Source organism: Clostridium sp. UMB9555A (assembly GCF_030222355.1).
Classification (GTDB): domain Bacteria; phylum Bacillota; class Clostridia; order Clostridiales; family Clostridiaceae; genus Sarcina; species Sarcina perfringens.
Map to the genome: position 1 here is coordinate 780,835 of NZ_JASORQ010000001.1, position 19,105 is coordinate 799,939.

The following is a 19,105-nucleotide window of genomic DNA, read 5'->3' on the forward strand; positions in this document are numbered from 1 at the left end:
TAAATAAAAAATTGTAGAAGTTAAATAAGTTGTATATAATAATATTAAAGCACTTTTTAAAGGAGAGATTTTTTAAATGGACATTGGCAATTATAGAGAGATGGATCCATATATGTTACTTAGTATTATAAATTTAAAGTTAAGAGATTACTATAGTAATATAGAAAGCTTGTGTGATGATTTAGGAATTGAAAAAGAAATTATTGGACAAAGACTTAAAGAATGTGGATACATATATAATAGAGAAAATAATCAGTTTGTTGCTGAATAATTATAATTTATGTTTTTTAAAATAGGGAGGATTAATTAAATGAACTTAAGAAAAGAACCATATTTATTGGTATTTGGAGCTTCTGTAGTGGATGTATTTGGATTTAGTAAGGCGAGTTATAGACCCTATAACTCAACACCAGGACATGTAAAGATATCTTTTGGGGGCGTTTGTAGAAACATTGCTGAAAATATGGCAAGAGTAGGCGTAAATACTAATTTCATGTCCATATTAGGTAATGATGAAAATGGAAAGAGTATAGTAGAGCACTCAAAGAAAATAGGATATCATATGGATGATTCTATGGTAATAGAAGGTGGAAGCACTCCAACTTACTTAGCTATTTTAGATGAAAATGGTGAAATGGTTTCTGCTATTGCAGATATGAAAAGTATAGGAGCTATGAATACTGATTTCATAGATTCTAAAAGAGAAATTTTTGAGAATGCTGAATATACAGTTTTAGATTCTGATAATCCAGAAATAATGGAATATTTATTAAAGAACTTTAAGGATAAAACTAACTTTATCTTAGATCCAGTATCAGCGGAAAAAGCAAGCTGGGTAAAACATCTTATAAAGGATTTCCATACAATAAAACCTAATAGACATGAAGCAGAAATATTAGCAGGTTTCCCTATAACAGATACAGATGACTTAATAAAGGCAAGTAATTATTTCTTAGGTTTAGGAATTAAAAAGGTATTTATAAGTTTAGATGCTGACGGTATATTCTATAATGACGGTGTATCTTGCGGTAAAATAAAGGCAACAGAAGTTGATGTTAAAAATGTTACAGGAGCAGGGGACTCTTTTGTAGCTGGATTAGGATACGGATATATGAATAAAATGCCTATAGAGGATATTGTTAAATTTGCTATGACTATGTCTAATATAACAATATCACATGAGGAAACAATTCATCCAGATATGGCTTTAGATACTGTTTTAGCTAAATTAGAGAAAACAACTTGGGAAGAAGAAAAATACGATTTAAATAAATAGAATAAAATATTTTGTATTTTCTTGTAGGCTTAAATTTTAAGACTACATAAATATATAAATGTGGTGAGGTGAGATTATGAGTAAAAAAATAAAAAAAGGAAAACTTGCTCTATTAGCCCTAGCAGGAAGTGCTTTTGTAGCATCACTGTTATATGATAAAAACCAAAAAAATAAAAAAGATATGGAAAACTTAGAATTAGAGTTACAAAATATAGAATCTGAAGAATAGAAAATGAAAAAGACACTAGTAATTACTAGTGTCTTTTATTTTAAATTAAAGAATTTGCTTTTTCTAAAGCTTCATCAAAATTTGTAGCAAAGTGATCTTCACCTAAAGTATCTATAAATCCCATAAGTCTCATAACTTTTTTTGGTTGTTCCTGCAATTCAGATATTATTAAAGTCATATTACGAGACTTACAACTTAGGGCTATATTTTTTATTTGTTTATAGCCTGTAACATCTAAAGTCTTAGTATGTCTCATTCTTAAAACAAGAACCTTTGCATCATCATTTATTTCCTTCATTGTATTCATAAATGTATCTACAGCACCGAAGAAAAGATGACCTCTTATATCATAAACTAAGACATTTTCTCCAACTTTAAGATTTTCCATATCAGTATCTATATTAGATTTATCAGAACAGTCATTTTCATTTAATTCATTTACTTCTATAGAAGTAGCAACTCTTCTCATAAATAAACACATAGAAACTACCATTCCTATTCCTATAGCAATTACTAAATCAAATAATACTGTTAAGAAAAATGTTGTTAGTAATATAGCTATATCACTTTTAGGAGCCTTAAGTATTGCCTTAAAAGTTCTCCATTCACTCATGTTATATGAAACAATTATTAATATTGCTGATAAAGTAGTTAATGGAATGAATTTAGCAAGAGGCATAAATACAAGCATTATAAGTAATAAAGTTATTGAATGAACTATACCAGAAATAGGAGTTCTTCCACCATTTTTAACATTAGCAGCAGTTCTAGCAATTGCTCCAGTAGCAGGAATTCCTCCAAATAGAGAAGAACCCATATTAGCTATTCCTTGTGCTATAAGTTCTGCATTTGAATTATGCTTGTCTCCAATCATACCATCTGAAACAACAGCAGATAATAAAGATTCAATTCCACCTAAAAGAGCTATTGTAAAAGCAGGTCCTATTAATGCTTTTAATGTATTAAGATTTAGGTTAGGAATATGAGGCATTGGAATATTTGAGCTTATTTTACCAAATTGACTTCCTATAGTTGCAACAGGTAAATTAAATATAAATACTACTAAAGTTGTTACTATTAAAGCTATTAAAGATCCTGGAATCTTTTTATTTATTTTTGGCCAAAAGATTAAAATAATAAGTGCTAGTAATCCTATAGCTAATGTATAAAGGTTTGTAGTGTTCATATGAGATATGTAAGCTTCCCACTTAGGTATAAACTCAGAAGGGGTTTTAGTCATTGAAAGTCCTAAAAAATCCTTAACCTGTGTTGAGAAAAGAGTTACAGCTATACCAGAAGTAAATCCTACTGTTATTGGATAAGGTATGTATTTTATTAAGCTACCAAATCGTAATAAACCAAATAAAACAAGAATAATACCAGCCATAAATGTGGCAATTATTAGTCCATCAACTCCATGATTTTGTATAATACCAAATACTATAACAACAAAGGCACCGGTAGGTCCACCAATTTGAACTCTACTTCCCCCTAATAATGAAATTATGAATCCAGCTATGATTGCAGTTATTAATCCTTTTTCAGGAGATACCCCTGAAGAAATACCTAATGCAATAGATAGTGGTAAGGCAATAATAGCAACTATTATCCCAGCGATTAAGTCTTTAAAAAATTGTTCTTTTGAAAATCCGTTCTCTTTATCATCTAAAAGAGAAATTAACTTTGGTTTGTACATTGAAATATATCAGCTCCTTATAAAACAGTCGATTTCTATTATATTACTTAAATGGTATATTTACAATTTCGTGGAACGATTTGAAACGTTATTAATTAAGAAATATATAATATTTACGGAAAGTTTACAAATTGTTTCTTGAAGGTAACCTATGTTACGGAATAATAGGGAAAGATAAAATATAATCTACTTATAAATTATATTAAGAGGTGAAAATATGAGCTTATTTTTAGGGAAAATCCATTTTTGGTTATTTGATAAAATAAAGTGGTTTGAAAATTTAGAGGAAGAAGTTTTAGAATTAGCAAAAGAAAGAAATATGCCAGTAGAGGCTTGGGTTTCTTATGCTAACTTAAATTTTGGAGAAAAAACTCCAAACAAACCTTTAGATGAAATAATAGATGAGGGTAATATACATGGCTGGTTAGAAGCAAGAATAAATTCAGCTGAGGGTAGATGTGCATATTACACAACTAATATGTTAAAGGAAGATAAGGAAATAAAGAGCGAGCTTATAAAGCTTTATGAAAACCATGGAAAAATAAATGCAGATGAGTGTAAAGGACAAATAGATGGAGAAAATATTTTAGAAGTGTATAATTCTTTAAATGATTATATATTAGATGGTATGCCTTGTGATAGAATTAATGAAGTTTTAGAAAATTCTCCTGAAAAAATAGTATGGCATATGAGTAGAGACCTACATGAAAGATTTTGGAATGAAGTAGGCGGAGATGTAACTGAGTTTCATAATTTAAGAAATTCATGGATAAGAGCCTTTGTTGAAGAAATTAATCCAGAATTAGAATTAGTTATTTATGAAAATGGAGATAAGGCTATAGTAAGAAAATAGTTTAGCCTATTAATTTTTAAATATTATAAATAAAAATATAGTGAAATAAGTGAGATAATGGCACTTTGGCAATTAAGAACATATTATAAATTAGAACCCTTTAACATAGGAGGATAATATGTATTTAGCTCAAGGTGCCATTATAAGTTTGGACTTAGGTAAAGGGCATATTATAGATAAGGATACATCAGATGATTTAAAAGAAAAAATTCAGCGAACTATTCTTTATTTTTTTAAGAAGGAAGTAGCTCAAAATAATTTAAGGTTTATTGATTTTACTCCCTATAATGAATTTTTTATTTCAAATGGAGAAAAGTTAAAAAGCATAGTGAAAAGAGTAAATAGAAGTGAATCAGATTTGCATATTACTCTAAATGTTGATTTTTCAAAGTCGAATGAAATATTTTGTTTTGTAGAAGAATTTGATTCAAAGAGTAGAAAGTTTGCAGAGAACATATGCTCATTTTTTGAATTAAGCAATTATAAGAATAAGGGTGTTAAGAACGCAGAAGTTTATAATCTTTTATATGTGGATAAACCAAGTATAATAATAGACTTAAATCTAAATATTAAGGATGAATCTGAAGTGGTTGAAAAGGGAGAATGCATAGCTAAAACCTTAGTTGAATCTATTTTAACCTTAGGAACAAAATAAATGTTGAGAATTTTTCTCAACATTTATTTTTTAATCTATAAATTTCAGGAGTAGTTTCATCTATTACTTCAAAGCTATATCCTGCTGATTTAAAATGTTTTATTATTGATGGCAATGCTTTAGCAGAATTATTATTAGAATATCCACAATGCATTAAAAGCACAATATAATCAGAATTAGAAATTGACTTTTGGATTATAGAACTTGGGCTTAAATTTGGATTAAGGGCATCAGTACTATCTACTGTCCAATCATATATTCTAAAGCCTTGTTCATGTAAGGAGTCTACTAAGGATTTTTTTAAAGTATATGTGCTATTATTAGAACCAAATGGAAATCTAAGAGAAAATACTTTCTTTCCAATAACATTTTCTATAGTTTCTTGAGCTTTTAAGTTCTCTTCTAAGAATGAAGCATCATTTCTGTAAATTTTATTTCTCTCATGGGTAAAGGTGTGTACACCTATGGAATGACCCTCATCATTCATTCTTTTCACTAAATCAGGGTGTTTTTCTACTAATTCTCCTATTAAAAAAAATGTAGCTTTTACATCATTTTCTTTAAGGGTGTTTAAAATTTCTTCTGTAACTTTACCACCAGGACCATCATCAAAGGTTAAAAATATTTTTTTTGGATTTTTTTCTAATTCAGCACCTTTAATAGGTTTTGAAAAGGTAGATAAGACTGAAAAAGAAAATATCAACACAAATAGTAGAAAAGCAAATTTTTTCATTTTATCACTTCCTTAAGTATTATTTCTATATTTAAGACATCTTAATTAGTATTTTCAAAAAAAGCATTAAATATAAGCACCTTAGGTTACAAATTAGAAAGGAATAATTGTTTTTTATTTCTTTCACTTTATGTTATAATTAATAAAATAAAAAATATAAAAGAGAGTGATAATATATGGAGAAGTATTTAAGAATATTATTAGGAACAATTGTTACAATACTTATATTCGCTTTTGCAATTTGGGTATTACCTTATGTTTTAATAGGAGTTGCAATACTGATCCTTATAGGATGGGTGTACTTTAAATTTATAAGAAAGTATGTTAATAAAAACAAAAAAGAAAAAACAGAAACTTATACTTACACATTTACAAAAGAAGAAAAGAAATCAGAGGCTGATATGCAAGATGATGGCCCTGTTATTGATGTGGATTTTGAAGAAGTAAAAGATGATAAATAAGGATTGATTTAATGAATTTTAGAAAATTAAAAATATTTTTTGAAACAGCTAAATGTTTAAATATGACTAAAGTAGCTAAGTCTATGTATATAAGTCAGCCATCTATAAGTCAAGCCATAGCTGAATTAGAAAGTGATCTTGATGTTAAACTTTTTGATAGAATAGGTAAAAGACTTTATCTTACTCATGAGGGTGAAGTATATTTTGAATATAGTAGAAGAATTTTAAACCTTTATGAAGAGGCTAACAGTACCATTAGAAGTAGCAAAGAAGGTCAAAAAGGGAAAATAGTTATAGGTGCAAGTACAACAATAGGTATATACATACTTCCAGAATTAATAAAGGAATTCAATGAGTTACATAAAAATATAGAAATATCTTTAATAATAGAAAATACACAGTTAATAGAAGAGCTTATTATAGAAAATAAGGTTGATATTGCTTTAGTAGAAGGATATGTAAAATCAGATGAATTAGAAATTTTAAATATAGGAAAGGATGAATTAATATTTATAGCAAATCCTAATAATCCTATATTTTCAAAGGAAAAAATAACTTTAAGAGACTTAGAAGATGAAAAATTTATTATGAGAGAGCCTGGAAGTGGTACAAGAGAAATTATAGAAAATTATCTTATAAACAAAGGGTGTAATTATAATGTATATATGGAACTTGGAAATACGGAAGCTATTGTAAGAATTGTTGAAACAGGACTTGGCATAGCATGTGTTTCTTGTAAGTCTATTGAAGAAAGGATTAAAGAAGGCTTAATTAAGGAAATAAAAATAGAGGATGTTAAGGTAAGTAGAGAGTTATATCTTGTATATCATAAAGATAAGTTTATTTCTAAAAACTTAGAGATATTTATAGATAAAATTAAAAATTCAGATATATAAAAAAGGATAGTAATACTTATTTTTAAGTATTACTGTCCTTTTTCTTTTATAGTAAATAAAAGAAAATTGATATAAAGTGACATAGGCTTCCTAATAATATAAAGATATGAAATATTTCATGGAATCCTAAGTTATTAAATTCAAGAAATTTTGGTTTAAGTGCATAAATTATTCCACCAATTGTATATATAACTCCACCTATTGCTAACCAAATTAATGCTAAAGCAGGTATGTTTTTGAAAAATGGAATAGCACCTAAAGAAATCCATCCCATTCCTATATACATAAGAGTAGAAAGAATTCTAGGACAATTAAACCAAACCATCTTAAATAAAATACCTAAAATCGTAAGAATTACTATTAAAGAAGTTATAAAAATTTGAGCTTTACCTTCAAGACCAATAAGACAATAAGGCATATAACTTCCGCAGATAAGTATAAAGATCATAGAATGGTCTAAACGTCTTAAAAATGCTATAGTTTTTTCCTTTGCATTAACTAAATGGTATATAGCAGAGGCACTATAAAGCAACACTAATGAAAAACCAAATAGAATAACTGATAAAAGTGGTAATCCAATCCCGTATATATAAGTAGCTTTAGCTGTTAGTGCCACTAAGGCGAATATTGATAAAATAGCACCAAATAAATGAGTAAAACCATTTATTGGTTCTCTAAAAAACGTATTTTTCATAACATACCTCCAAGGAAAAAGTTTTCAAGTAGTTTTCAAAACTACTTACTATCATATTACAATTATCCTTTAAATATAGGAATATATCAACCTTTAAATTATGGAGAATTTTAATGATATGTAGATAATATTGCCAAATAACTTGAATTTATTTTGATTTCCTTATAATATAATATATATAGGATGAAATGTAGTTTTAGAAACTATGTGATAAATTGAATGGAATGGAAGTGATTTTATGAATTTAAATGATTTATTAGAGAGTTTAAATTTAGATAATAATATTAATTTAGAGGATATACCAGAATTAGATTTATATATGGATCAAGTAATACAATTATTTGAAAATAAATTAGGTGGAAATAAGAGATTTGAAGAAGATAAGATTTTAACTAAAACTATGATTAACAATTATGCTAAGGGAAAATTGTTGATGGATATAAAAAATAAAAAGTATAGTAAGGAACATATTATACTTATGTGCTTTATATATAATATGAAGGGTATATTAGCACTTAGTGATATAAAACTAGCTTTAGGAGATATTGTTGAAGGATATAATAAGGATGAATTTAATTCAGAGGATATAAGAAAGCTCTATAGTATATATTTAAAAGGGCAAGAAAAGAATGCAGAAGATATAAAAAAAGAGATTAATATAGACTTAAATAATTTAGGGGAAGAATTTAATTCCCTAGAAAGTAGTGAAAAGAAATTACTTTTATCTGCAATGCTTGTGAATAAAGCAAATATATATAAAAAGCTAGCTGAAAAAATACTTGATAGTGAATAGAGGTTAAAACACATAAAATGTAACATTTTGTAATTGGTAGTCATAATATATATTAATCATATGATAAAACCTAGGAGGGTAAATTATGGATTATAAAGATTACCAATGTGATTCTCAAGGAATAGAATTAAATGAATTAGAAGAATTATTTGAAGATGCAAGATATAATAATTATCATCATAATCACTGTGATCATCATGATCACCACAATCATTGTGATCATCATGACCATTGCAATCATCATGATCATAATCATGGATGCTGTGATGATGGAAGAGATTGTTGTAAGAGACCTCAACCTAAACCAATTCCTAAGAAAGGAACTATTGAAGTTCAATCCTTATTAGGATGTTCTGATGGTGAACCAATAAGTGGAATGCCAATAGAATTATATAAAGTAGATTGTAATACTGGTTTTGAACTTGTAGATTGCAAATATACAGACCGTTGTGGAAAGGTTTGTTTTAAATGTTTAGAAGATGGCTTATATGCTGTTAAACAACCTGTAGATCGTTGCTATTTTGAAGCACCAGAATATTATCCATGTTATGAAGTATGTATTTCTCCAAGAAATAAATATGCTAAGGTAATAATAATCAATAGATTAAGAGATAGAGAAGAAGATTGTAATAGACCACCTATACGTTGTAGATGTAATAATGGAGCATGTTGCCAATAATTAGAATTAAATTATTACAAGCTCACAGAATATTCTGTGGGCTTTAATTTTTAGAAATAAAATTATATAATAGCTATAGTTTAATTTCTAAAAATTTATATAGATTAAACAAAAGAAAGGAATTTGATATGATAATTAGAATTAAGTATTTTGATAAAGCAACTAAATTAAAAAAAATAACAAAGGGTAATTGGATAGATGTATATGCTAATAAAGATGTATTTGTTAAATGTGGAGAGAGAGCAATGGTACCTTTAGGGTTTGCTTTAGAACTTCCAGAAGGATGGGAAGGACATTTAGCACCTAGAAGTTCAACTTTTAAAACTTGGGGAATTATACAAACTAATAGTGTTGGCGTTGTAGATGATACATATATAGGAGATAATGATCAGTGGCATATGCCTGTTTATTGCCTACAGGGAAAAGACATTGAAAGTGATGATAATGGGGAAGAAATTAAAGGGACTTGGATAAGGAAAGGGGATAAAATAGGTCAATTTAGAATTATGGAAGTTATGCCAGAAATAGAGTTTGAAGAGGTAGAATCCTTTGGAAACAAAGATCGTGGTGGATTTGGTACTACAGGAACTAAATAGATAAATAAAGGAATAGTATATTAAAATAACTTTAAGAAATTTATTTTAATACACTATTTTATAGTTCAATTTAAAAGAGACTGTGTAGAAACTTATTTATAAAAATTTTCTACACAGTCTCTTTTTTTATGGTGTTATAATATGCTTAGTCTTCTAGAGATTCAGAAAGTTCTTCCCAAGTGGCATAAAGAGAATCTATTTCTTCTTGAATGGAATTGATTTCTTTATTTACTCTTACACTTTCCTCTGGATTTGAATAAACTTCCTCAGTACAAAGCATTCCTTGAAGTTTTTCAAGTTCTTCTTCTTTTTGAGGAATTAATTTTTCAACATCTCTAAGTTGAGCTCTTAAAGCTCTAGCTGATTTTTCAGCAGATTTTTTCTTTTTTCTTTCTTCTTTTATTTGAGTTTTTGTTTTACCTTGGTTTATTTCTTCGTCAATATCTTCATATCTATTAGGATTAGCTTTCTTATCCATATAATAATTGTAATTTCCTAAGTATGTTTTAAGTCCATTTTCTTGAAGTTCAACGATTTTATTAATTACTTTATTTAAAAAGTATCTATCATGGGAAATTACTATTAAAGTTCCATCATAACTTAAAATAGCATCTTCTAGAGCTTCTCTAGACATAATATCTAAGTGATTTGTAGGCTCATCTAAAAGAAGAAGATTGGCTTTTGAAAGCATAAGTTTTAAAAGGTTTATCTTACACTTTTCACCACCACTTAATAGGGAAATTTCTTTAAATACATCATCACCAGTAAATAGGAAAGAAGCAAGATAATTTCTAACCTCAGTAGTAGTAAGATTAGGGAAGTCATCCCAAACTTCATCTATTATGGTTTTATGGAGATTTAAATTAGATTGCTCTTGGTCATAATATCCTGTAAATACGTTTTTACCAAGGGATACAGAACCAGAATCTTGTTTTAACATTCCCATTATTATTTTAAATAGAGTAGTCTTACCTCTACCATTTTCCCCTATTAGAGCAACCTTTTCTCCACGTTTTAAATCTAAATTTACATTTTCAAATAAAAGACTATCATAGCTCTTTTTTAGGTTTTCAATATGTAAAACATCATTTCCGCTTTTAACTAAGGTTTCAAAGCTTATTTTAGAAGCTTCTTTTATAACCTCTGGTGCCTCTAAACGATCCATTTTATCTAAAGCTTTTTGTCTACTTTCAGCAGCTCTAACACTTTTTTCTCTATTAAATGAACGGAACTTTTCTATAATTTCCTCTTGTCTTTTTATTTCTGCTTGTTGAAGATTATAAGCTTTCAATCTAGCTTCAATATCCTTTTTTCTAAGTTCAAGAAATTTTGTATAACTTGCATTATAACAATGTATCTTTCCACCAATAAGTTCAAAGGTTGTATTTGTTACAGAGTCTAAGAAAAATCTATCATGGGAAATAACAAAGACTGTTCCCTTATAACCATTAAGATATTCTTCAAGCCATTCTATAGCTTCTAAATCTAAGTGGTTTGTAGGCTCATCTAAAAGAAGTAAGTCTGGTTTTCTTAAAAGCAGTTTACAGAGTGCTAATCTAGTTTTTTGCCCCCCACTAAGGTTTATAATTTGATTGTTGAAATCTTCCTCTAAAAAACCTAAACCTTTAAGAACTCTAGAAATTTCTCCCCTAAAAGTATAACCACCTCTATTTTCATAAAGTTCTTGAGATAAGGTATAATCTTTTATAAGTTTATTATGATATTCTTCCTTTGAAGCATCATAAGGTTCATTAAGTTTTTCTTCTAAGGTTTTAATTTTATCTTCAAGTTCCGTTAAAGATGAGAATACAGAAAGCATCTCATCATAAATAGTATTTTCACTATCTAAAGATAAGTTCTGAGAGAGATATCCTAGGGTTTTGTTTTTATCTAAAAATAATTCACCACTATCATAATCTAGTTGCTTGGTAAGAATTTTAAATAAGGTTGATTTACCTTCTCCATTTGGGCCTATTAAACCAACCTTTTCACCTTCATTTATATTAAATGTTACATCTCTTAAAATCTCATCAATACCAAAACTTTTAGTTAAGTGTCTACAGCTTAAAATAATCATTTTAAAACTCCTATCATCGAATTTATAGTATTAATCACATACAATTATACTAATAATGAAGAGTTTCATCAAATTAAATGTTTACTTAGAAAGGATTCCATGAAATGCTTATGTTTTAAGAACCTAATTTAAACCTTTAGAATAATATATACCATTGGAGTGATGTGTTATGAATAATAATTTTAGAGAATTGTTTATAGGCGTTGATGAAGAAATAACTATTTACAATGGAAAAAAGATAGTACCAATTAATCTTGATAATGCAGCTACTACACCTGCTTTAAAAGAAGGGTTAAAATGTGTTAGTGACATGTTGCATGTATATAGTTCCATTGGAAGAGGAAAAGGATATAAAGCAAATTTTTGTAATGAATTTTATGAAAACTCAAGAAAAAAGATTTTAGAGTTTTTTAATGTTAAGAATACAGAGGATTATACTGTAATATATGTTAAAAATGCTACTGAAGGGTTGAATCTTTTAGCACATTCTTTAGGAAACAAAAAGGATTATATAATAAGCACTAGAATGGAACATCATGCAAATGATTTGCCTTGGAGAGAAAGTAGCAATATTTTATATGTTGAAGTGGATGAACTAGGACTTTTAAAAAAAGAAAAGATAGAAGAATTAATTAAAAAACACAAAGGAAAAGTAAAATACTTAACAATAACAGGTGCTTCTAATGTAACAGGATACTTAAATCCAATAAATGAAATAGCCAAAATAGCCCATGATAATGGAATTAAAATAATAGTAGATGCAGCTCAGTTAGTTGCTCATAAACCAATAAATATAGGGGGAACAGGAAATAATGATCACATAGATTTTCTAGTTTTCTCAGCTCATAAGATGTATGCTCCCTTTGGAACAGGAGTAATTATTGCATTGAAAGAGCTTATAAAAGATAAAGATCCATTATTAAAAGGTGGAGGAGCAGTGGATTTAGTTTCAGATAATAAAGTCTTTTTAGATAGTGAACCAGAGCGTTTTGAAGCAGGAACACCTAATATAATAGGCGTTTGTTCACTTTTATCATCAATTAAAGTAATAAAATCTATAGGCTTTGAAAAAATAGAATTATTAGAGGAAAAATTAAAAAAAGCTTTATTAGAAGGCTTAAAATGTATGCCAGATATAATAACATATGGAGATTCTAATTATAAAAATAGAATAGGAGTAGTTGTGTTTAATATTAAAGATATTCACCATGATGTAATATCAGAAAGGTTAGCTAACCTTAGGGGAATATCTATTAGAAATGGAACTTTTTGTGCTCATCCTTATGTTAGAAGGCTTTTAAACCTTAAGGATGAAGAATTTTCAAAATATGCTTATAGCAATAAACCTAGACCAGGTATGTTAAGAGTAAGTTTAGGATTATATAATACTAAAGAAGAAATAGAGGAATTTTTAAATACCTTAGAAATAGTAAAACAAAAAGATTTTAGATTGTAAAATTAATTCTAAATAAATTCTTAAGTTTTCATATATAAGAATTTATTTAGAATTTTTTTATGTAAAATCACAGAAATAAAAAGAAATTTTTGATATTATAAATTATGTAATTAATCTTATATTAAATTAAAAAATAAAAGTTATATATTTTATTTAGAAGTTATTTTACTAGTTTAATTTAATAGGTTGAAGAATATTATAAATATTTATCTTTTGTTAAATATACATGAGATATTTTAGAAAGAAGGAGAAAAATATGAAAAATCCATCAGAATATCATAAGGAAGGATATACTTGTGCAGAGGCTATTATAAAATCTTATAATGAAGAATTTAATAAGGACATACCAGTAGCCTTAGGAAGTGGCATGGGAACAGGAATGGCTGTTGGAAGTTTATGTGGAGCCGTAAATGGAGCAGTTGTAGCTATTGGTTTCATAAAAGGAAGAGAGAATAATGATGAGAAAAATGAGGCAAGAGCTTATTCAAAAGAACTTCTAAATAGAATAAGAGAAGAGTTTAATTCAGAAATTTGTTTAGACTTAAAGAAAAGTAAGGTAAGTTGTGCGGAAATAATAGATTTTGCATATGATACCTTAAAGGATGTTCTTAAAGAAAAATAAAAGACATGCATTTTCTGCATGTCTTTTATTAAATGTAGGTAATTGAGTTAAATAATATTTATAAAACAAAACTATGATAAAGAGGAAGAGAATCTCTATCCTCAAAATCGCTAATTAATGGTTTAAGGTATGATAAACCTTCTTCGGTTATATTATTACCTTCTTCATTTATCCATTCATCTGGAAAATATTTTATATTATTAGCTATTTTATCAGCTTCAATTAAAAAAGTAGAACTCTTATATGGGAATGAAGAATCTCTTCTTATAGCAACCATATAGCCACCTTCTGAATTAATAGAAGCTTCTAAGGCAGCTTGTCCTACCATAACAGCTTCATTTACATCTATTTTAGATGAAGCATGCATAGAACATCTTTGTAGAGTATTAAGTTCTAGAGATTTAACTCTATGTGTTATACTAGCTTGGATTATTAGGTTCTTTAAGTAAGCACCTACACCACCTAATTGAGCATGTCCAAATGAATCGTCATTTGGTGCAGTTTCAGTAAGAAACTTTCCATTTTCATCTTTTAATCCTTCAGAAGCTACTATATATACATGTTTTTTTTCTTTAAATATTCTAGCTACATCAGTTAAAAAGCTTTGTACTGAAAATGCTCTTTCAGGTAAATATACTAAATCAGCACATTTAGTTCCATTTATAGTTGCTAAGGCACCAGAAGCTGCTAACCAACCTGTATCTCTTCCCATAGTTTCAACTATGAAAATTCCATTATTAGTATAAACTTTTGAGTCTAAATAAGTTTCTAAAACTGCTGTAGATATGAATTTTGCAGCGCTACCAAATCCTGGAGTGTGATCTGTGTGCATTAAATCATTATCTATTGTTTTAGGGATTCCAAAGAATTTTATATCTATATTTTTAGCTTTTGCAAAAGCATTTAATTTAGCAGTAGTATCCATTGAGTCATTTCCACCTACATAAAAGAAAGCTTTTATATTAAGTGAGTTTAAAATATCTAAAAGTTTTAAATACTCATCTTCACTTTCGCTAAGAGGTTTTAATTTATATCTACAAGAACCTAAACCAGAGGCTGGTGAATTTTTAAATCTTTCTAATTGAAGTTCATCAAGATCTGAAAGGTTTATTATTTTCTTATTTAAAATACCTTCTATTCCATTTAATCCACCATAAACATTCTCATATAAATTAAGTTTTTTATTTGCTTTAACTAGACCATAAACACTAGCGTTTATTACTGAAGTGGGTCCGCCAGATTGAGCTATAATACAATTCATTTGAAAAATCTCTCCTTTTATTATGCACATTTATATATAAAAAGGTAAATGTGCTATACTATTAAACTTAATAACGTACTCTATTTCATAATATACACTACTTTAATATTTCTTGTCAAATAGAAATAAATAAAACTTTAATATAAATTGAGTTGGAAAATAATTCGTGTTTATTTTGAAATTTTTAAAAAGTATAGGATTTAATTAAATTTTTTTAAAAATTAATTGATATTTTAATTTAAAAAAATAAATGGAGTTTTATTTAAAAATTGAGTAACTTATTAAAAATATTATCAAAAAACTATTAAGAAAAACTAAGAAAGATTCAAAAAATATTTCTATTTTATTCATTTTTTGGTTGATTTTTGTTCAAGTGGTGATATAATTAGTAAACGAGAGGTGAATTTTTTATGAACAAAAAAATCTTAATAGCAAGCCATGGTAAGTTGGCAGGGGGAATTCAAAGTTCCTTAAATATACTTGCAGATAAGGGTGATGATGTAGAAGTTATAAATGCATATATCACCGATGAGGATTACACTCCACAAATTGTAAATTTTATAGAGAGCATTGGAGAGAATGAGCAAGGTATAATATTTACTGATTTATTTGGTGGTAGTGTTAATCAAAAAGCAGTAACACAAGTTGCAACTGCTAAAAAAGAAAATATTTTTATAATTTCTAACGCTAATTTAGCAATAGTATTATCAATATTATTTTCAGCTGAAGATGAGTTAACAGAGGAGTCTATAAAAAATGCTATAGATGAAGCTCAAGTAACTCTTGTTTCAACAAAGTTATCTAGTGATGATGAGGATGACTTTTTCTAGATATTAAGAAATTAAAAACCAATATCTAACAATACCCTTTAAGAAAACGATTAATTATATTTATATGAAATAATAAATTTTTTTAAAGTAATAGTAATCGTTTAAAAAGAAAAAATTAACAAAATAGTATTTTGAATTTTAGGAGGAAAAAATTATGATAACTCAAATACGTGTAGATGACCGTTTAATACATGGACAAGTAGCAGTAGTATGGACAAAGGAGCTAAATGCACCACTTTTAGTAGTAGCAAATGATGAGGCTGCAAAAAATGAAGTTATGCAAATGACTTTAAAAATGGCTGTACCAAATGGAATGAAACTTTTAATTCGTTCAGTTGAGGATGCTATAAAAGTTTTTAATGATCCTCGTGGTAAGGATAAAAGAATGTTTGTTATAGTAAACAGTGTATCAGATGCTACAAAGATTGCTAAAGAAGTTAGTGATATAGAATCTGTAAACGTTGCTAATGCAGGGCGTTTTGACAAGTCTAATCCAAAAGACAAGGTAATGGTATTTTCAAGTGTTCAATTAAATCCAGATGAATTAAAAGCTGCTAAGGAATTATCAGAGCTAACTAATGTTAAATCTTATAATCAAGTATTACCATCAAATCCACAGCTTGATTTAAAGAAAGCTTTAGCACAATTTTAATATAATATTTGATTAGATAAACTAGACTTAGTTTAAATTAAAATTTTAGAATAGTTTATAAATCGATTTACATTGAATTTTTTTAGAAAAAATAAAGCTTAATAGAGCTTTTAGAAGTAAATATTAAAAAACTAAATATTTTTAGGGGGTAAAAAATATGTTGATGCATGCTTTAATGGCAGCACTAAGTGTATTTATCTGTTTTGCTGGTAACTATTTAACAGGACAAAGTATGATGGAACGTCCTTTAGTAGTAGGTCTTGTAACTGGTATATTAATGGGAGATATGAAAACAGGTATATTAATGGGGGCAGCTTTAGAAGCCGTATTCCTAGGAAATGTTAATATAGGTGGGGTTATAGCAGCAGAACCGGTTACTGCAACTACCTTAGCAACAACTTTTGCAATTATTTCTCATGTTGAAACAAAGGCAGCCATTACACTAGCTATACCTATTGGTATGTTAGCAGCTTTTGTTGTTATGTTCTTAAAAAACGTTTTAATGAATGTTTTTGCACCTGCTTTAGACGATGCTGCTAGAGAAAATAATCAAAAGAAAATAGTAGCACTTCATTACGGTACATGGGTATTATATTATCTTATAATATCAGCTATATCTTTCTTAGGTGTATTACTTGGAAGTGGTCCTGTAAATGCCTTAGTAGAAAATATACCTGCTAAACTAATGAATGGATTAAGTGCCGCTGGTGGACTTTTACCTGCAGTTGGTTTTGCAATGTTAATGAAATTACTTTGGGATAATAAATTAGCAGTATTTTATCTATTAGGATTTATTCTTACAGCTTACTTAAAACTGCCAGCTGTTGCGGTAGCAGTGGTGGGAGTTGTAATATGCGTTGTAACTTCACAAAGGGATTTACAGATTTCAAATCTTGTCCTTGCAAGTCCTAAAGGGTCTGGACAGATGACCAAAGAAGATGAAGAGGAGGAATTTTTTGCGTAATGAAGATGAAGGAAAACTTATCAATTGAAGATAAAAAAATGTTACGTTCAGTATTTTGGCGTTCTTGGACTATGAATGCTAGCCGTACTGGTGCTACACAATATCATGCAGTGGGAGTTATATATACTCTTTTACCTGTAATAAATAGATTTTATAAAACTAAAGAGGAAAGATCAGAAGCTTTAGTTCGTCATACTACTTGGTTTAATGCTACTATGCATTTAAACAATTTTATTATGGGACTTGTATCTGCTATGGAACGTCAAAATAGTGAAGATGAAAACTTTGATTCAAGTTCAATTACTGCTGTAAAGGCCTCATTAATGGGGCCGCTTTCAGGAATAGGTGATTCCTTTTTCTGGGGAATTTTAAGAGTTGTTGCAGCAGGTATAGGTATATCATTAGCTAGTACAGGTTCACCTTTAGGGGCAATAGTATTTTTATTGTTATATAATATTCCAGCATTTTTAATACATTATTATGCACTTTATAGTGGATATTCAGTAGGTGCTAACTTTATACAAAAATTGTATGAAAGTGGCGGTATGAAAATATTAACTAAAGCTTCAAGCATACTTGGTCTTATTATGATGGGTTCTATGACTGCATCTAATGTTAAGTTCAAAACTATACTTCAAGTTGCTGTAGAAGGAAGCGACAAGCCTATTATGATTCAAGAATATCTGAATCAGTTATTCATTGGTATAGTTCCATTATGTGTAACTTTACTTGCATTCTATCTTTTACGTAAAAAAGTTAACATAAACATGGTGATGTTTGGTGTTATGTTCTTAGGTATAATATTAGGTTTATTAGGAATATGCTAAAATATACTTATAAAAATTCAGTGGTTTAAATATTAAGAATTTTTACTTTACATTTTGATTAGATAGTACGTGGATAATTTCTACTAAAAAATGAAATTATAAAAAGGATATATTATGGTTGCAAATATGCAATTTTAATATATCCTTTTGTATTTTAATTTATCATTAATTTTTAAATCATAAGTAAGACTAGATTAGTTTAATATTGCAATTTAGAAATATATTTTATACAAGTTTTTTTATGTGATATAATTTATATTAATGATTTAAATATTTGTTTAGGAGATTGTTATGGAAGTAAAAGAAATATTTAAAGCTAATGGTGTGAAAGTTACCAAAGCTAGATTATTAATATATGATTTATTAAAGGAAAGTGATAGAAGTGTTACTGCCGATTATATATATAGTAAATGTAAAGAAATAAATTTATCTACTGTTTATAGAACTCTAGAGGTGTTTTTAGAGAAGGATTTAGTAGATAAGTTTGAATTAGGAGATGGGAAAAGTTCTTATAAGTTAAAGAACAGAAATATTCATAAGCATATTTTAGAATGTGATTTATGTCATAAAGAAATAGAAGTTCCATGTCCTATGCAACAGATTGAGGAGCTTTTAAGAAATCAAACAGGATTTAAAGTAAAAGAGCATAATCTTACTTTAAAGGGTATATGTGAAGAGTGTATAAATAATAAGAAAAAATAATTTTAAAATAGAATATTTACTTCAAAATTATAAATATATGAATATTTATAATTTTGATATTTTATTTATAATTAATACTAGATTAAATAATAAATTATAGGCTATGAAGTAGTGAATAAAAATATTCATTATTTTATAGCTTTTTTTATTAAA

The 19,105-nt window shown here is 27.8% G+C and carries 22 protein-coding genes; 17 read left to right on the plus strand and 5 right to left on the minus strand.

The annotated features are described in order from the left end of the window. Window positions 1–76 precede the first annotated feature (76 nt). The 3 genes from QP548_RS03580 (at window position 77) to QP548_RS03590 (ending at window position 1,505) form a co-directional block, all read left to right on the plus strand. On the plus strand, window positions 77–271 hold the full coding sequence (locus tag QP548_RS03580) for a DUF4250 domain-containing protein (protein WP_061428527.1): 195 nt from the start codon (window positions 77–79) through the stop codon (window positions 269–271). A 39-nt stretch (window positions 272–310) separates the two neighbouring features. After that, window positions 311–1,276, plus strand: coding sequence for a carbohydrate kinase family protein (locus tag QP548_RS03585; RefSeq protein ID WP_004459394.1), 966 nt, complete (start codon window positions 311–313; stop codon window positions 1,274–1,276). 76 nt (window positions 1,277–1,352) lie between these two features. Further along, window positions 1,353–1,505: a hypothetical protein gene (locus tag QP548_RS03590; RefSeq protein ID WP_003457268.1), complete on the plus strand. Its 153-nt coding sequence runs from the start codon at window positions 1,353–1,355 to the stop codon at window positions 1,503–1,505. Between the two features lie 40 nt (window positions 1,506–1,545). On the opposite strand, the gene QP548_RS03595 is transcribed toward QP548_RS03590, so the two are convergent. Next, the gene (locus tag QP548_RS03595; protein WP_061428525.1) at window positions 1,546–3,201 is read right to left on the minus strand and encodes a SulP family inorganic anion transporter; all 1,656 of its coding nucleotides are present in this window, start codon (window positions 3,199–3,201) and stop codon (window positions 1,546–1,548) included. A 217-nt stretch (window positions 3,202–3,418) separates the two neighbouring features. Here QP548_RS03595 and QP548_RS03600 point away from each other — a divergent pair, with 217 nt between their 5' ends. Together QP548_RS03600 and QP548_RS03605 are read left to right on the plus strand one after the other, a co-directional pair. Beyond that, complete coding sequence (locus tag QP548_RS03600) at window positions 3,419–4,054, plus strand: hypothetical protein (protein ID WP_061428524.1); 636 nt, start codon at window positions 3,419–3,421, stop codon at window positions 4,052–4,054. A gap of 118 nt (window positions 4,055–4,172) precedes the next feature. Then, complete coding sequence (locus tag QP548_RS03605) at window positions 4,173–4,709, plus strand: hypothetical protein (protein WP_061428522.1); 537 nt, start codon at window positions 4,173–4,175, stop codon at window positions 4,707–4,709. 16 nt (window positions 4,710–4,725) lie between these two features. On the opposite strand, the gene QP548_RS03610 is transcribed toward QP548_RS03605, so the two are convergent. After that, complete coding sequence (locus QP548_RS03610; RefSeq protein ID WP_061428519.1) at window positions 4,726–5,442, minus strand: polysaccharide deacetylase family protein; 717 nt, start codon at window positions 5,440–5,442, stop codon at window positions 4,726–4,728. A 176-nt stretch (window positions 5,443–5,618) separates the two neighbouring features. Here QP548_RS03610 and QP548_RS03615 point away from each other — a divergent pair, with 176 nt between their 5' ends. Further along, window positions 5,619–5,903 carry a hypothetical protein gene (locus QP548_RS03615; protein WP_061428517.1) on the plus strand — a complete coding sequence of 95 codons (285 nt, stop codon included), beginning with the start codon at window positions 5,619–5,621 and terminating at the stop codon, window positions 5,901–5,903. 11 nt (window positions 5,904–5,914) lie between these two features. Then, window positions 5,915–6,799 (plus strand): LysR family transcriptional regulator, encoded by an 885-nt coding sequence (locus QP548_RS03620; protein WP_061428515.1) that lies wholly within the window; start codon window positions 5,915–5,917, stop codon window positions 6,797–6,799. Between the two features lie 46 nt (window positions 6,800–6,845). Here QP548_RS03620 and trhA read toward each other — a convergent pair whose 3' ends face one another. After that, window positions 6,846–7,493: a PAQR family membrane homeostasis protein TrhA gene (gene trhA, locus QP548_RS03625; RefSeq protein WP_003481593.1), complete on the minus strand. Its 648-nt coding sequence runs from the start codon at window positions 7,491–7,493 to the stop codon at window positions 6,846–6,848. Window positions 7,494–7,731: 238 nt separating this feature from the next. On the opposite strand from trhA, the gene QP548_RS03630 reads away from it, so the two are divergent. The 3 genes from QP548_RS03630 to QP548_RS03640 all read left to right on the plus strand — a co-directional run bounded on the left by QP548_RS03630 (window position 7,732) and on the right by QP548_RS03640 (window position 9,561). Continuing rightward, a complete protein-coding gene (locus tag QP548_RS03630; protein WP_061428513.1) occupies window positions 7,732–8,286 on the plus strand; it encodes a DUF1836 domain-containing protein in 555 nt (184 codons plus the stop codon). Between the two features lie 85 nt (window positions 8,287–8,371). Beyond that, a complete protein-coding gene (locus QP548_RS03635) occupies window positions 8,372–8,965 on the plus strand; it encodes a hypothetical protein (protein WP_061428510.1) in 594 nt (197 codons plus the stop codon). A gap of 128 nt (window positions 8,966–9,093) precedes the next feature. Further along, entirely contained in the window at window positions 9,094–9,561 is a 468-nt protein-coding gene (locus tag QP548_RS03640; RefSeq protein WP_061428508.1) for a dUTP diphosphatase, read from the plus strand. Between the two features lie 145 nt (window positions 9,562–9,706). On the opposite strand, the gene QP548_RS03645 is transcribed toward QP548_RS03640, so the two are convergent. Continuing rightward, the gene (locus tag QP548_RS03645; protein ID WP_061428506.1) at window positions 9,707–11,638 is read right to left on the minus strand and encodes an ABC-F family ATP-binding cassette domain-containing protein; all 1,932 of its coding nucleotides are present in this window, start codon (window positions 11,636–11,638) and stop codon (window positions 9,707–9,709) included. Between the two features lie 169 nt (window positions 11,639–11,807). Between QP548_RS03645 and QP548_RS03650 the strand changes: the two genes are divergently transcribed. After that, window positions 11,808–13,094 carry an aminotransferase class V-fold PLP-dependent enzyme gene (locus tag QP548_RS03650; protein WP_061428504.1) on the plus strand — a complete coding sequence of 429 codons (1,287 nt, stop codon included), beginning with the start codon at window positions 11,808–11,810 and terminating at the stop codon, window positions 13,092–13,094. A 256-nt stretch (window positions 13,095–13,350) separates the two neighbouring features. Next, window positions 13,351–13,716, plus strand: coding sequence for a C-GCAxxG-C-C family protein (locus tag QP548_RS03655; protein WP_061428502.1), 366 nt, complete (start codon window positions 13,351–13,353; stop codon window positions 13,714–13,716). A 58-nt stretch (window positions 13,717–13,774) separates the two neighbouring features. On the opposite strand, the gene QP548_RS03660 is transcribed toward QP548_RS03655, so the two are convergent. Beyond that, entirely contained in the window at window positions 13,775–14,977 is a 1,203-nt protein-coding gene (locus QP548_RS03660) for a 6-phosphofructokinase (RefSeq protein ID WP_061428498.1), read from the minus strand. A 410-nt stretch (window positions 14,978–15,387) separates the two neighbouring features. Here QP548_RS03660 and QP548_RS03665 point away from each other — a divergent pair, with 410 nt between their 5' ends. The 5 genes from QP548_RS03665 (at window position 15,388) to QP548_RS03685 (ending at window position 18,952) form a co-directional block, all read left to right on the plus strand. Then, window positions 15,388–15,807 (plus strand): PTS sugar transporter subunit IIA, encoded by a 420-nt coding sequence (locus QP548_RS03665; RefSeq protein ID WP_003454549.1) that lies wholly within the window; start codon window positions 15,388–15,390, stop codon window positions 15,805–15,807. Between the two features lie 154 nt (window positions 15,808–15,961). Continuing rightward, window positions 15,962–16,459, plus strand: coding sequence for a PTS system mannose/fructose/N-acetylgalactosamine-transporter subunit IIB (locus QP548_RS03670; RefSeq protein WP_003454565.1), 498 nt, complete (start codon window positions 15,962–15,964; stop codon window positions 16,457–16,459). Window positions 16,460–16,616: 157 nt separating this feature from the next. Continuing rightward, window positions 16,617–17,423 carry a PTS mannose/fructose/sorbose/N-acetylgalactosamine transporter subunit IIC gene (locus tag QP548_RS03675; protein WP_061428496.1) on the plus strand — a complete coding sequence of 269 codons (807 nt, stop codon included), beginning with the start codon at window positions 16,617–16,619 and terminating at the stop codon, window positions 17,421–17,423. Continuing rightward, entirely contained in the window at window positions 17,423–18,250 is an 828-nt protein-coding gene (locus QP548_RS03680; protein WP_003457176.1) for a PTS system mannose/fructose/sorbose family transporter subunit IID, read from the plus strand. Before QP548_RS03675 ends, QP548_RS03680 begins: the two co-directional genes overlap by 1 nt. Window positions 18,251–18,541: 291 nt before the next feature. Continuing rightward, complete coding sequence (locus QP548_RS03685; protein WP_003454598.1) at window positions 18,542–18,952, plus strand: Fur family transcriptional regulator; 411 nt, start codon at window positions 18,542–18,544, stop codon at window positions 18,950–18,952. Window positions 18,953–19,105: the final 153 nt, after the last annotated feature.